Origin of the sequence: Microbispora rosea (assembly GCF_900156315.1) — a bacterium.
Classification (GTDB): Bacteria; Actinomycetota; Actinomycetes; order Streptosporangiales; family Streptosporangiaceae; genus Microbispora; species Microbispora rosea.
This window is the reverse complement of record NZ_FTNI01000002.1, coordinates 1-13,951: the sequence shown is the minus strand read 5'-3', so window position 1 is coordinate 13,951 and position 13,951 is coordinate 1. Positions and strand designations below refer to the sequence as shown.

The 13,951-nt window shown below is 67.3% G+C and carries 14 protein-coding genes; all 14 read right to left on the bottom strand.

All coding sequences use genetic code 11. The features are described from left to right. Positions 1–846, bottom strand: a complete 846-nt coding sequence (rpsC, locus tag BXA11_RS02750; RefSeq protein WP_076432510.1) for a 30S ribosomal protein S3 — start codon at positions 844–846, stop codon at positions 1–3. Next, positions 846–1,199, bottom strand: a complete 354-nt coding sequence (gene rplV, locus BXA11_RS02745; protein WP_036328517.1) for a 50S ribosomal protein L22 — start codon at positions 1,197–1,199, stop codon at positions 846–848. The genes rpsC and rplV overlap by 1 nt, the downstream gene beginning before the upstream one ends. Positions 1,200–1,232: 33 nt before the next feature. Next, a complete protein-coding gene (gene rpsS, locus BXA11_RS02740) occupies positions 1,233–1,511 on the bottom strand; it encodes a 30S ribosomal protein S19 (protein WP_030508324.1) in 279 nt (92 codons plus the stop codon). 11 nt (positions 1,512–1,522) lie between these two features. Next, positions 1,523–2,359: a 50S ribosomal protein L2 gene (gene rplB, locus BXA11_RS02735; RefSeq protein ID WP_076432507.1), complete on the bottom strand. Its 837-nt coding sequence runs from the start codon at positions 2,357–2,359 to the stop codon at positions 1,523–1,525. 129 nt (positions 2,360–2,488) lie between these two features. Continuing rightward, positions 2,489–2,791: a 50S ribosomal protein L23 gene (gene rplW / locus BXA11_RS02730; protein ID WP_076432505.1), complete on the bottom strand. Its 303-nt coding sequence runs from the start codon at positions 2,789–2,791 to the stop codon at positions 2,489–2,491. Then, positions 2,791–3,441: a 50S ribosomal protein L4 gene (gene rplD, locus BXA11_RS02725; RefSeq protein ID WP_076432503.1), complete on the bottom strand. Its 651-nt coding sequence runs from the start codon at positions 3,439–3,441 to the stop codon at positions 2,791–2,793. Before rplD ends, rplW begins: the two co-directional genes overlap by 1 nt. Then, positions 3,438–4,094 carry a 50S ribosomal protein L3 gene (gene rplC, locus BXA11_RS02720; protein ID WP_030508320.1) on the bottom strand — a complete coding sequence of 219 codons (657 nt, stop codon included), beginning with the start codon at positions 4,092–4,094 and terminating at the stop codon, positions 3,438–3,440. The genes rplD and rplC overlap by 4 nt, the downstream gene beginning before the upstream one ends. Before the next feature lie 13 nt (positions 4,095–4,107). Then, a complete protein-coding gene (gene rpsJ / locus BXA11_RS02715) occupies positions 4,108–4,416 on the bottom strand; it encodes a 30S ribosomal protein S10 (protein ID WP_012887830.1) in 309 nt (102 codons plus the stop codon). Positions 4,417–4,660: 244 nt separating this feature from the next. Beyond that, positions 4,661–5,854: an elongation factor Tu gene (gene tuf, locus BXA11_RS02710; protein WP_030508319.1), complete on the bottom strand. Its 1,194-nt coding sequence runs from the start codon at positions 5,852–5,854 to the stop codon at positions 4,661–4,663. Between the two features lie 162 nt (positions 5,855–6,016). Further along, positions 6,017–8,065 (bottom strand): elongation factor G, encoded by a 2,049-nt coding sequence (gene fusA / locus BXA11_RS02705; protein ID WP_051761814.1) that lies wholly within the window; start codon positions 8,063–8,065, stop codon positions 6,017–6,019. A gap of 84 nt (positions 8,066–8,149) precedes the next feature. After that, positions 8,150–8,620, bottom strand: coding sequence for a 30S ribosomal protein S7 (gene rpsG / locus BXA11_RS02700; RefSeq protein WP_030508317.1), 471 nt, complete (start codon positions 8,618–8,620; stop codon positions 8,150–8,152). Position 8,621: 1 nt separating this feature from the next. Beyond that, the gene (gene rpsL, locus BXA11_RS02695; protein ID WP_030508316.1) at positions 8,622–8,996 is read right to left on the bottom strand and encodes a 30S ribosomal protein S12; all 375 of its coding nucleotides are present in this window, start codon (positions 8,994–8,996) and stop codon (positions 8,622–8,624) included. A gap of 562 nt (positions 8,997–9,558) precedes the next feature. Then, complete coding sequence (locus BXA11_RS02690) at positions 9,559–13,434, bottom strand: DNA-directed RNA polymerase subunit beta' (RefSeq protein WP_076432501.1); 3,876 nt, start codon at positions 13,432–13,434, stop codon at positions 9,559–9,561. 19 nt (positions 13,435–13,453) lie between these two features. Further along, a partial coding sequence (locus BXA11_RS02685) for a DNA-directed RNA polymerase subunit beta (RefSeq protein WP_483237916.1) occupies positions 13,454–13,951 on the bottom strand: 498 nt, incomplete at its 5' end.

Sequence of the window (13,951 nt, the reverse complement as noted above, 5' to 3'; positions counted from 1 at the left end):
TCAGCTCCCTTCAGCACCCGGCTGCTCCGCCGGGCCGGTCTCGGGGGCGGCCTGCGCGGCCGCCTCAGTCCTGGGTGCACGGTCGTTACGGCCCGCGCCGCCACGACGCGGACGCTCGCCGCCACGACGCGGACGCTCGCCCGCGCCACCGCGACGGTCGTCGCGCTCACGACGCTGGCTCGCGCGGGCGCCGGCCGCGGCCGCCTCCCGCTCGGAGCGGCTGGTCGGGGCCTCGCCCTTGTAGATCCACACCTTCACGCCGATGCGGCCGAAGGTGGTGCGGGCCTCGTAGAAGCCGTAATCGACGTCCGCGCGGAGCGTGTGCAGGGGCACGCGGCCCTCGCGGTAGAACTCCGAGCGCGACATCTCGGCGCCGCCCAGACGGCCGGAGCACTGGACACGGATGCCCTTGGCCCCGCTCTTCATGGCGGACTGCATGGCCTTGCGCATGGCCCGGCGGAACGAGACGCGGCTGGACAGCTGCTCGGCCACGCCCTGCGCGACGAGCTGTGCGTCGATCTCGGGGTTCTTCACCTCGAGGATGTTCAGCTGGACCTGCTTCTTGGTCAGCTTCTCCAGGTCGCCGCGGATGCGGTCGGCCTCCGCGCCGCGACGGCCGATGACGATGCCCGGCCGGGCGGTGTGGATGTCGACCTGGACGCGGTCGGTCGTGCGCTCGATCTCGACCTTGGAGATGCCGGCCCGCTCCATGCCCTTCTGCAGCATGCGCCGGATCGCCACGTCCTCGGCGACGTACGACTTGTACAGCTTGTCGGCGTACCACCGGCTCTTGAAGTCGGTCGTGATGCCGAGGCGGAACCCGTGCGGGTTAACCTTCTGGCCCACTAGCGGGTCCTTCCCTTCGGCTCGCGGGACTCCACGATCACGGTGATGTGGCTGGTCCGCTTGTTGATCCGATAGGCACGACCCTGGGCACGCGGGCGGAAGCGCTTGAGCGTCGGGCCCTCGTCGACCCATGCCCGGCTCACGAAGAGCGTGTCCCGGTCGAGCTTGAAGTTGTGCTCAGCGTTCGCGATCGCGCTCGAGAGCACCTTGTAAACGGTCTCGCTCGCCGACTGGGGAGCGAACTGCAGCACGGCCTGCGCCTCCGAAGCGGGCAGCCCGCGAATGAGGTCCACCACGCGGCGGGCCTTCCGGGGCGTGTGGCGCGCGTACCGCGCCTGTGCCCTGGCTTCCATCGCTTTCTCCTCTAACTGCTGGCTTGAAGGCGCTTACCGCCGGCTGCGGCGGTCTTCCTTGACGTGGCTGCGGAACGTCCGCGTGGGGGCGAACTCACCGAGCTTGTGACCGATCATCGACTCGGTGACGAACACCGGGACGTGCTTGCGGCCGTCGTGCACGGCGATCGTGTGACCAATCATGTCGGGCACGATCATGGAGCGCCGCGACCACGTCTTGATGACGTTCTTGGTGCCCTTCTCGTTCTGGGCGTCCACCTTCTTCTGAAGGTGATCGTCCACGAAGGGACCCTTCTTAAGACTACGTGGCATTTCGGCTGCTCCTACCGCTTCTTCCTCTTGCTCCGACGACGGATGATCAGCCGGTCGCTGGGCTTGTTCGGCTGCCGGGTACGGCCCTCGGGCTTACCCTTCGGGTTCACCGGGTGACGACCACCGGAGGTCTTGCCCTCACCACCACCGTGCGGGTGGTCGACCGGGTTCATGGCGACACCGCGGACCGTGGGGCGCTTGCCCTTCCAGCGGTTGCGGCCGGCCTTGCCGATGCTGATGTTGCCCTGCTCGGCGTTGCCCACCTGGCCCACCGAGGCCCGGCAGCGCACGTCGACCTGGCGCATTTCTCCGGACGGCATACGCAGCGTGGCGTACATGCCCTCCTTGGCGAGCAGCTGGATCTGCGCGCCGGCGCTGCGGCCGAGCTTGGCGCCGCCACCCGGGCGGAGCTCCACCGCGTGGATGAAGGTACCGGTCGGGATGTTGCGCAGCGGGAGGCAGTTGCCCGGCTTGATGTCGGCCGTGGGGCCGTTCTCGATCCGGTCCCCCTGCTTGAGGCCGACCGGGGCGAGGATGTAGCGCTTCTCGCCGTCGGCGTAGTGGAGCAGCGCAATGCGGGAGGTCCGGTTCGGGTCGTACTCGATGTGCGCGACCTTGGCCGGGATCCCGTCCTTGTCGTGGCGGCGGAAGTCGATGATCCGGTAGGCGCGCTTGTGCCCGCCTCCCTGGTGCCGGGCGGTCACCCGGCCGTGGACGTTACGGCCGCCCTTGCTGTGCAGTGGGGCAAGCAGCGACTTCTCCGGGGTGCTGCGCGTGATCTCGGCAAAGTCCGAGACGCTCGCGCCGCGACGACCCGGAGTCGTCGGCTTGTACTTACGGATGCCCATCTCTTTCGTTCATCCTTCGTCGGTTCGTACCGGTCGGGGTCCGCCTCTCGGCGGTCCCCGCGGTGCTTACTCATTGGGGCGAGTCCCTCGCTCGGAGGCGAGGGGCCCCTCTCCCCGCTGCGGCAGGTGCTAGCCGATCTGACCGAAGATGTCGATCCGCTCGCCCTCGGCCAGGCTCACGATCGCGCGCTTGGTGTCCGGGCGCTGGCCGTAGCCGTGCCGGGTCCGCTTGCGCTTGCCCTGGCGGTTGATCGTGTTCACGCCGGTCACCTTGACGCCGAAGATCTGCTCGACGGCGATCTTCACCTGCGTCTTGTTGGCACCCTTGCGCACCAGGAACGTGTACTTGTTGTGCTCATCGATCAGGCCGTAGCTCTTCTCGGAGACGATCGGCTTGAGGATGATGTCGCGCGGGTCGGCGATCTTCTGCATCAGGCCTCTTCCTTCCCGCTGTTCGCCAGCCGGGCCACGACCTGGTCGTAGGCCTCACGGGTGAAGACCACGTCGTCGTGGCACAGCACGTCGTAGGTGTTCAGCTGTCCCGCGTCCAGCAGGTGGACCTCGGGCGCGTTGCGCAGGCTGAGCCAGGTCAGCTCGTCGTTCTCGTCGACCACGACGAGAACGCTGCGGGCCTGCGTGATCTTGCGCAGCGCCTCCAGGGTGGCCCTGGTCTTGGGCGTGTCACCCGTGACGAGGCTGTCCACCACGTGGACGCGGCCGCCGCCGGCCCGGTCGGACAGCGCGCCCTTGAGGGCGGCCGCCTTCATCTTCTTGGGCGTCCGCTGCTCGTACGAGCGCGGCTGCGGGCCGTGGACGGTGCCACCGCCGGCGAACTGCGGCGCGCGGGTCGAGCCCTGGCGGGCGCGGCCGGTGCCCTTCTGCCGGTACGGCTTCTTGCCGCCGCCGGAAACGGCGCCACGGGTCTTGGTGGCGTGGGTCCCCTGCCGGCGAGCGGCGAGCTGGGCGACGACCACCTGGTGGATCAGCGGGACGTTGACCTTGGCCCCGAAGACCTCCTCGGGGAGGTCGACGGTCCCCGTCTTGGCGCCGCTGGCGTCGAGGACGTCAATGGTCGTGGTCACTTCGCAGCAACCCCCTTCTTGGCAGCGGTGCGGAGGAGAACCAGGCTGCCGTTGGCGCCGGGGATCGCACCCTTGATCAGGATGAGGCCCTTCTCGGCGTCCACGGCGTGCACCTTGAGGCTCTGGACCGTCGTGCGGACGTTGCCCATCCGGCCGGCCATGCGCAGGCCCTTGAAGACGCGGCCCGGGGTGGCGCAACCGCCGATGGAACCCGGGGAGCGGTGCTTGCGCTGGGTACCGTGCGAAGCGCCCAGACCACGGAAGTTGTGGCGCTTCATGACACCGGCGAAGCCCTTGCCCTTGCTCTTGCCAGTGACGTCGATGTACTGGCCGGCCTCGAAGGTGTCGGCGAGGAGCTCCTGGCCGACCGTGTACTCGGAGGCGTCGTCGGTGCGAACCTCGGCGAAGTAGCGGCGCGGGGTGATGTCGTGCTTGCGCAGGTAGTCGCCCAGGGGCTTGTTCACCTTGCGCGGGTCGATCTGCCCGTAGCCGAGCTGGACGGCGGAGTAGCCGTCCTTCTCCGGAGTGCGGACCCGGGTCACCACGCACGGACCGGCCTCGACGACGGTGACCGGGATCACCCGGTTCGCCTCATCGAAGACCTGGGTCATGCCGAGCTTCTTGCCCAGGACGCCCTTGATCTGCTTAGCCATGTCAGTGCGTTCCTTACAGCTTGATCGAGATGTCCACGCCGGCGGGAAGGTCGAGACGCATGAGCGAGTCAACCGTCTTCGGCGTCGGGTCGATGATGTCAATCAGCCGCTTGTGCGTACGCATCTCAAAGTGCTCGCGGCTGTCCTTGTACTTGTGCGGCGACCGGATGACGCAGTACACGTTCTTCTCGGTCGGCAGCGGCACCGGGCCAGCGACCTTGGCGCCGGTCCGCGTCACCGTCTCGACGATCTTCTTGGCCGAGCTGTCGATGACCTCGTGGTCATACGCCTTAAGCCGGATGCGGATCTTCTGTCCCGCCATAATGGCCTCGGTGTCCTTCGCTGTCGTCCTATAAAGCTTCGCGCGGCCTGTTGCCGCAGGTCTGTTTCCACATGACCGACGCCCGGATTCGGTCCGGTGTTCCGTGATCTGGCAGTGACTTCGGTCGAAGTGCGGCCGAAAGCACTGCGAGATCACGGTCTCGTCGTCCGTGGGGGGCCGTCGCCGGCCCCTGCGCGGTGCGGCGGTCAGGCCCGGTGGACCCGACCGCCGCCCAGCGGTGCTGCTACTTGATGACCTTCGTGACGCGACCGGCGCCGACGGTGCGGCCACCCTCACGGATCGCGAACTTGAGGCCTTCCTCCATCGCGATCGGCTGGATGAGCTGGACGGTCATCTCGGTGTTGTCACCGGGCATGACCATCTCGGTGCCCTCCGGCAGGTTCACGACGCCCGTCACGTCAGTCGTACGGAAGTAGAACTGAGGACGGTAGTTGTTGAAGAACGGCGTGTGGCGGCCGCCCTCGTCCTTGGACAGGATGTAGACCTGCGCCTCGAACTCGGTGTGCGGGGTGGTCGTGCCCGGCTTGATGACACACTGGCCGCGCTCGACGTCCTCACGCTTGATGCCGCGGAGGAGCAGACCGACGTTGTCACCGGCCTGGCCCTCGTCGAGGAGCTTGCGGAACATCTCGACGCCGGTGACGGTCGTCGTGGTGCTCTTCTCCTTGATGCCGATGATGTCGACGGTCTCGTTGACCTTGACGACACCGCGCTCGATACGGCCGGTGACGACGGTGCCACGACCGGTGATCGAGAACACGTCCTCGATCGGCATGAGGAACGGCTTGTCGGTGTCACGAACGGGCTCGGGGACGTTCTCGTCCACGGCGTTCATGAGCTCGATGATGGAGTCGCCCCACTTCTCGTCGCCCTCGAGCGCCTTCAGCGCCGAGACGCGCACGACCGGCAGGTCGTCGCCCGGGAACTCCTGGGCGGACAGCAGCTCGCGGACCTCGAGCTCGACGAGCTCCAGGATCTCCTCGTCGTCGACCATGTCGGCCTTGTTGAGGGCCACGACGATGTAGGGGACGCCGACCTGGCGGGCCAGGAGGACGTGCTCCTTCGTCTGCGGCATCGGACCGTCGGTCGCCGCGACCACCAGGATCGCACCGTCCATCTGGGCGGCACCGGTGATCATGTTCTTCACGTAGTCGGCGTGACCGGGGCAGTCCACGTGGGCGTAGTGGCGCTTCTCGGTCTGGTACTCGACGTGCGCGATGGAGATGGTGATTCCGCGAGCCTTCTCCTCGGGCGCCTTGTCGATCTTGTCGAACGGGGTCGCCTCGTTGAGCTGCGGGAAACGGTCGTGAAGCACCTTGGTGATCGCCGCGGTCAGAGTGGTCTTGCCGTGGTCGATGTGCCCAATGGTGCCGATGTTCACGTGCGGCTTGTTCCGCTCGAACTTGGCCTTGGCCACTGGTCTGTCTCCTTAGAGATTCTGACTTGACTTTCGTCTTCTACCTCAGGCTGTGCACGGCGGGAGCACTCCCCCGCCGTGCACCGAGCGGAACGATTTGTCCCGAGCCCCTCTGGCTACGGGGCGACCATCTCAACGGCGCCCCGCCACAGTGGTGCGGAACTATTCGCCCCGAGCCTTCGCGACGATCTCCTTGGCGATGCCCGGGGGCACCTCCGCGTAGGAGTCGAACTGCATGCTGTAGCTCGCCCGCCCCTGAGTGCGGCTGCGCAGGTCGCCCACGTAGCCGAACATCTCGGAGAGCGGAACGAGCGCCCTGATCACACGGGCGCCGGACCGTTCGTCCATTGCCTGGATCTGTCCGCGACGACCGTTCAGGTCGCCGATGACGTCTCCCATGTAGTCCTCGGGCGTGGTGACCTCGACGGCCATCATCGGCTCGAGGAGTACGGCGTCTGCCCTGCGCGCGGCCTCCTTGAAGGCCATCGAGCCGGCAATCTTGAAGGCCATTTCCGACGAGTCGACCTCGTGGAAGGCACCGTCCTGAAGCGTGACCTTGACGCCGACCATCGGGTAGCCGGCGAGCACGCCGAACTCGGCCGCCTCCTGCGCGCCCGCGTCCACCGACGGGATGTACTCCCGCGGGATGCGGCCACCGGTGACCTTGTTCTCGAACTCGTAACCGTCGTTGCCCTCGCCCAGCGGCTCCAGGTTGATGATCACGCGCGCGAACTGGCCGGAACCACCGGTCTGCTTCTTGTGCGTGTACTCGACCTTCTCCACCTTGCGGCGGATGGTCTCGCGGTAGGCGACCTGCGGGCGGCCGACGTTCGCCTCGACCTTGAACTCGCGGCGCATCCGGTCGACGAGGATCTCCAGGTGGAGCTCGCCCATACCCCAGATGACCGTCTGGCCGGTCTCCTCGTCACGGCGGACCTGGAAGGACGGGTCCTCCTCGGCCAGCCGCTGGATCGCGGTGCCCAGCTTCTCCTGGTCGCCCTTGGTCTTGGGCTCGATCGCGACGTTGATGACCGGCGCGGGGAACGTCATCGACTCGAGGACGACCTGCTTGACCGGGTCCGACAGAGTGTCGCCGGTGGTGGTGTCCTTCAGGCCCATGACGGCGACGATCTGACCAGCGGTCGCGGACGGGCGCTCCTCGCGCTTGTTCGCGTGCATCTGGTAGATCTTGCCGATCCGCTCCTTCTTGCCCTTGACCGAGTTCACCACGGTGGTGCCGGTCTCGAGCGTTCCGGAGTAGACGCGGATGTAGGTGAGCTTGCCCAGGTGCGGGTCGCTCATGATCTTGAACGCCAGCGCCGCGAAGGGCTCGTTCGGGTCCGCGTGGCGCTCGATGGCCTCCTCCTCGTTGCCCACCGCGTGGCCCTTGAAGGCCGGAATGTCGGTGGGAGCGGGGAGGTAGGCGACGATCGCGTCGAGCAGGGGCTGCACGCCCTTGTTCTTGAAGGCGGTGCCGCACAGGACCGGGTTGATCGCGCTGCTGATGGTCGCCCGGCGGATGGCCGCGACGAGCTGCTCCTCGGTGGGCTCGACGCCCTCCAGGAAGAGCTCCATGAGCTCGTCGTCGTTCTCGGCGACGGTCTCGACGAGCTTGTCGCGCCACTCACGGGCGGCGTCGGCGTGGTCGGCCGGGATGTCGACGGTGTCGTACATCTCGCCCTTGGCCGCCTCGGCGCTCCAGAGCAGGCCCTTCATCTTCACCAGGTCGATGACGCCCTTGAAGTCGGCCTCGACGCCCCAGGGAAGCTGGATGACCGCCGGCGTGGAACCCAGCCGGGTGATCATCATGTCGACACAGCGGTGGAACTCCGCGCCGACCCGGTCCATCTTGTTCACGAAGCAGATGCGGGGCACGCCGTACCGGTCGGCCTGGCGCCAGACCGTCTCCGACTGCGGCTCGACGCCGGCGACGCCATCGAACACCGCGACCGCGCCGTCGAGAACACGCAGCGACCGCTCGACCTCGATGGTGAAGTCCACGTGTCCGGGCGTGTCGATGATGTTGATCGTGTGATCAAGCCAGCTGCAGGTGGTCGCGGCGGAGGTGATGGTGATGCCGCGCTCCTGCTCCTGCTCCATCCAGTCCATGGTGGCAGCGCCCTCATGAACCTCACCGATCTTGTAGTTGATGCCGGTGTAGAACAGGATGCGCTCAGTCGTCGTGGTCTTGCCCGCGTCGATATGGGCCATGATCCCGATGTTGCGGACCCTGGCCAGGTCAAGAGCGGTCGTGGTGGCCACTTCTTCGCGTCCTTAACTCGTCGTCGGTGCTCACTACCAGCGGTAGTGGGCGAAGGCCTTGTTGGACTCGGCCATCTTGTGCGTGTCCTCGCGCCGCTTGACGCTGGCGCCGAGGCCGTTGCTCGCGTCGAGCAGCTCGTTCATGAGCCGCTCGGTCATGGTCTTCTCGCGGCGTGCGCGGGAGTACTGGACGAGCCACCGCAGCGCCAGCGTGGTGCTGCGCGAGGCCTTGACCTCGACCGGCACCTGGTAGGTGGCGCCACCGACGCGGCGGCTCTTCACCTCGAGCGTCGGGCGGACGTTGTCGAGAGCGCGCTTGAGGGTGACGACCGGGTCGTTGCCGGTCTTGTCCTTGCAGCCCTCGAGGGCGCCGTAGACGATCGACTGCGCGAGGGAGCGCTTGCCGTCCAGGAGAACCTTGTTGATCAGAGCGGTGACCAGCGGCGAGTTGTGCACCGGGTCAGCGACCAGCTGGCGGCGGCCAGGGGAACCCTTGCGCGGCATGTCAGCTCTTCTCCTTCTTCGCGCCGTAGCGGCTGCGGGCCTGCTTGCGGTTGCGGACGGCCTGAGTGTCCAGCGAACCACGGATGATCTTGTAGCGAACACCCGGCAGGTCCTTCACACGACCACCACGCACGAGCACCATCGAGTGCTCCTGGAGGTTGTGGCCCACCCCGGGGATGTAAGCCGTGACCTCGATGCCGTTGGTGAGCCGAACACGGGCCACCTTGCGCAGCGCCGAGTTGGGCTTCTTGGGGGTCGTCGTGTAAACGCGGGTGCAAACGCCGCGCCGCTGCGGGCTCCCCTTGAGGGCAGGAGTCTTGGTCTTGCTGACCTTGTCCTGCCGGCCCTTACGGACCAACTGCTGAATGGTGGGCACCGCGTCTCCGTTTCGTGCCTAGCCGGTGATACGTAGGACCCGGTCGAGGTGGCGACGCCGCCTCTCACAGGCTTGCAGGTACTGCCGGTGTCATGACCTGCTGGTTTTCCATCCCCTTCGACCCCCGCGGTCGGGCGTGTCGCGCGCTAGTCGCATCACACCCGGGCAGATCCGGTCGATCTGGAGGAGTCACGCGGCGCCCCCCGCACGCCCCTCTCGTCGAGAAGCGGCATTTGAGCGCACGCATGCGAGCCCATAGACGGGCACGGTGGTAAAGCCTACCCGCCCCCGTACAACACGTCAAAACAGAGGAGGACGACCACGGAGGGACGTGCACCGCTGTTCGACATGCCACGACACCGACGACCCAAACCGGACCGCCGAAGGACTCGGCCTCCCATCATACCGTCCCCACGAGCGGCTTCTCACGCTTTCCGCGCCACCCGCGCCCGGCGCCGCGCGCGTACGCGGAACACGGACAACGGAAAAGCGGCCCGGGGCGGGATGCCCCGGGCCGCTTCCGTACGTCCCCGCCGCGGCGATCGCTCACCGCGGCGACCTGTCAACGGCCGTACTGGCCGAAGTCGTACTCCTCCAGCGGGACGGCCTCGCCGCTGCCGGAGCCGAAGGTGTAGTCCGCCGCGGAGCCGTCGTAGCCGCCGACCGTGTACATCGCGGCCTTGGCCTCCTCGGTCGGCTCCACCCGGATGTTGCGGTACTGGGGCATGCCCGTACCGGCCGGGATGAGCTTACCGATGATGACGTTCTCCTTGAGGCCGAGCAGCGAGTCCGACTTGGCGTGGATCGCCGCGTCGGTGAGGACTCGCGTCGTCTCCTGGAAGGACGCCGCCGACAGCCACGACTCGGTGGCCAGCGACGCCTTGGTGATGCCCATCAGGACCGGACGGCCGGAGGCCGGCTGGCCGCCCTCCGCCACGGTCTGACGGTTCATCGCCTCGAAGCGCGGCCGCTCGACCAGCTCGCCGGGCAGCAGCTCGGTGTCGCCGGACTCCAGCACGTTCACGCGCTTGAGCATCTGGCGGACGATGACCTCGATGTGCTTGTCGTGGATCGACACACCCTGCGAGCGGTAGACCTGCTGCACCTCGTCCACCAGGTGGAGCTGGACGGCACGCGGGCCGAGGATGCGCAGGACCTCGTTGGGGTTGCGCGCACCGGCGATCAGAAGCTGGCCGACGTCGACGTGCTGCCCCTCCGAGACCAGCAGCCGCGACCGCATCGACACCGGGTAGGCGACCTCGTCGGAGCCGTCGTCCGGAGTGACCACGATCTTGCGGGTCTTGTCGGTCTCGTCGATCCGGATCCGGCCGGCGACCTCGCTGATCGGGGCCACACCCTTGGGGATGCGGGCCTCGAACAGCTCCTGGACACGCGGCAGACCGTGGGTGATGTCGGCGCCCGCCACACCACCGGTGTGGAAGGTACGCATGGTCAGCTGGGTGCCGGGCTCACCGATCGACTGGGCCGCGATGATGCCGACGGCCTCGCCGACGTCCACGAGCTTGCCGGTGGCCAGCGAGCGGCCGTAGCAGGTCGCGCAGACACCGATCTTGGCCTCGCAGACGAGCGTGCTGCGGGTCCTGACCGTCTCGATGCCGGCGTTCACCAGCGCCGTCACCACGTCGTCGTTGATGTCGACGCCCGCCGACGCGATGAGCTTGCCGTCCACCTCGACGTCCTCGGCCAGGATGCGGCCGTGCACGTTGCTCTCGGCGTTCTCGGCCTTGGCCAGGTTGCCCTGGGCGTCGCGCTCGCCGACGTGCAGCGGAACGGCCCGGTCGGTGCCGCAGTCGATCTCGCGCACGATGACGTCCTGCGCGACGTCGACCAGACGACGGGTCAGGTAACCGGAGTCGGCGGTCCGCAGCGCGGTGTCCGCCAGACCCTTCCGCTGGCCGTGGGTGGAGATGAAGTACTCCAGCACCGACAGGCCCTCGCGGAAGGAGGACTTGATCGGACGCGGGATCGTCTCACCCTTGGTGTTGGACACCAGACCACGGATGCCGGCGATCTGCCGCACCTGCATGCGGTTACCGCGGGCGCCGGAGTTGACCATCATCCAGACCGGGTTGGTCGCCGGGAACGCGTTGACCATGTCGGTCTCGACGTCCGCCGTCGCGTGGGTCCAGATCTCGATGAGCTCCTGACGGCGCTCCTCGTCGGTGATCAGACCGCGGTCGTACTCCCGCTGGACCTTGTCGGCCCGCCTCTCGTACGACTCCATGATCTCGGCCTTGTTCGGCGGCGCCACGACGTCCTCGATGGAGATCGTGACACCGGCGCGGGTCGCCCAGTAGAAGCCGGCGTCCTTCAGCGAGTCGAGCGCGTTGGCCACCTCCACCTTCGGGTACCGCTCGGCCAGCTCGTTGACGATCGCCGAGAGCTGCTTCTTGCCGACCTGGTAGTTCACGAAGGGGTAGTTGGCGGGCAGCGTCTGGTTGAACAGGCACCGGCCCAGCGTGGTCTCCAGCCGGATCGGGTCTCCGGACTCCCAGCCCTCGGGGGCCTCCCAGCCCCGCGGCGGCGGGACGTCCTTGAGCCGCACCTGGACCTTGGCCTGGATGTCCAGCTCGTGGCGGTCGAAGGCCATGAGAGCCTCCGACACCGTGGCGAACACCCGGCCCTCGCCGCGGCCACCCTCCTTCTGGGTGGTCAGCCAGTACAGACCGATGACCATGTCCTGGGTGGGCATCGTCACCGGCTTGCCGTCCGCCGGCTTGAGGATGTTGTTGGTGGACAGCATCAGGATCCGGGCCTCGGCCTGGGCCTCGGCCGACAGCGGCAGGTGCACCGCCATCTGGTCGCCGTCGAAGTCCGCGTTGAACGCGGTGCAGACGAGCGGGTGGATCTGGATGGCCTTGCCCTCGACGAGCTGCGGCTCGAAGGCCTGGATGCCCAGGCGGTGCAGGGTGGGCGCACGGTTGAGCAGCACCGGGTGCTCGGTGATGACCTCTTCCAGCACGTCCCACACGACCGGCTTGGACCGCTCGACCATCCGCTTGGCGGACTTGATGTTCTGCGCGTGGTTGAGATCGACCAGGCGCTTCATCACGAACGGCTTGAACAGCTCCAGCGCCATCTGCTTGGGCAGGCCGCACTGGTGGAGCTTGAGCTGCGGGCCGACGACGATGACCGAACGGCCGGAGTAGTCGACACGCTTGCCGAGCAGGTTCTGCCGGAAACGACCCTGCTTACCCTTCAGCATGTCGCTGAGGGACTTCAGCGGACGGTTGCCGGGGCCCGTGACCGGGCGGCCGCGGCGGCCGTTGTCGAACAGGGCGTCGACGGCCTCCTGGAGCATCCGCTTCTCGTTGTTCACGATGATCTCGGGCGCGCCGAGGTCGAGCAGACGCTTGAGGCGGTTGTTCCGGTTGATGACCCGGCGGTACAGGTCGTTCAGGTCCGAGGTGGCGAAGCGGCCACCGTCGAGCTGGACCATCGGCCGCAGGTCCGGCGGGATCACCGGGATGCAGTCGAGGACCATGCCGCTCGGCGAGTTGCGGGTGTTGAGGAACGCCGCGACGACCTTGAGCCGCTTGAGGGCGCGGGCCTTCTTCTGGCCCTTGCCGCTGCGGATGGTCTCCCGCAGGTTCTCCGCCTCGGCCTCCAGGTCGAAGCTGGCCAGCCGCTCCTGGATGGCCTGGGCGCCCATGCCGCCGCGGAAGTAGCGGCCGAACCGGTCGCGCATCTCGCGGTAGAGCAGCTCGTCGCCCTCCAGGTCCTGGACCTTGAGGTTCTTGAAGCGGCTCCAGACCTCCTCGAGCCGGTCCAGCTCACGCTGGGCGCGGTCGCGGAGCTGACGCATCTCGCGGTCGGCGCCCTCACGCACCTTGCGGCGGGCGTCGCCCTTGGCGCCGCTGGCCTCCAGCTCGGCCAGGTCGGCCTCGAGCTTCTTCTGGCGGGCCTCGATGTCGGCGTCACGGCGCTGCTCGATGTGCTGCCGCTCGACGGAGATCTTCGCCTCCAGCGACGGCAGGTCGCGGTCACGCATCTCGAAGTCGACATGCGTGATCATGTACGCCGCGAAGTAGATGACCTTCTCCAGGTCCTTCGGGGCCAGGTCGAGCAGGTAACCGAGGCGCGACGGGACGCCCTTGAAGTACCAGATGTGGGTGACCGGAGCGGCCAGCTCGATGTGGCCCATCCGCTCGCGGCGCACCTTGGCGCGCGTGACCTCGACGCCACAGCGCTCACAGATGATGCCCTTGAAGCGGACGCGCTTGTACTTGCCGCAGTAGCACTCCCAGTCCCGGGTCGGACCGAAGATCTTCTCGCAGAAGAGCCCGTCCTTCTCCGGCTTGAGGGTCCGGTAGTTGATGGTCTCCGGCTTCTTCACCTCGCCGTGCGACCACTGCCTGATGTCGTCGGCGGTCGCGAGGCCGATGCGCAGCTCGTCGAAGAAGTTGACGTCGAGCACTAGATAATCCCCTTTTGAATCAGACCTCGTCGACGGTCATCGCGCCCTCGTGGGGACGCCGGGACAGGTCGATGCCGAGCTCCTCGGCCGCGCGGAAGACGTCCTCGTCGGTGTCCCTCATCTCGATCGACATGCCGTCGCTGGAGAGGACCTCGACGTTCAGACAGAGCGACTGCATCTCCTTGATGAGGACCTTGAAGGACTCCGGAATGCCCGCCTCGGGGATGTTCTCGCCCTTGACGATGGCCTCGTAGACCTTCACCCGGCCCAGGACGTCGTCGGACTTGATCGTCAGCAGCTCCTGCAGCGCGTAGGCCGCGCCGTAGGCCTCCAGGGCCCACACCTCCATCTCGCCGAAGCGCTGGCCGCCGAACTGCGCCTTACCACCCAGCGGCTGCTGGGTGATCATCGAGTACGGACCGGTCGAGCGAGCGTGGATCTTGTCGTCGACCAGGTGCAGCAGCTTCAGGATGTAGATGTAACCGACCGAGATCGGGTGCGGGAACGGCTCGCCGGA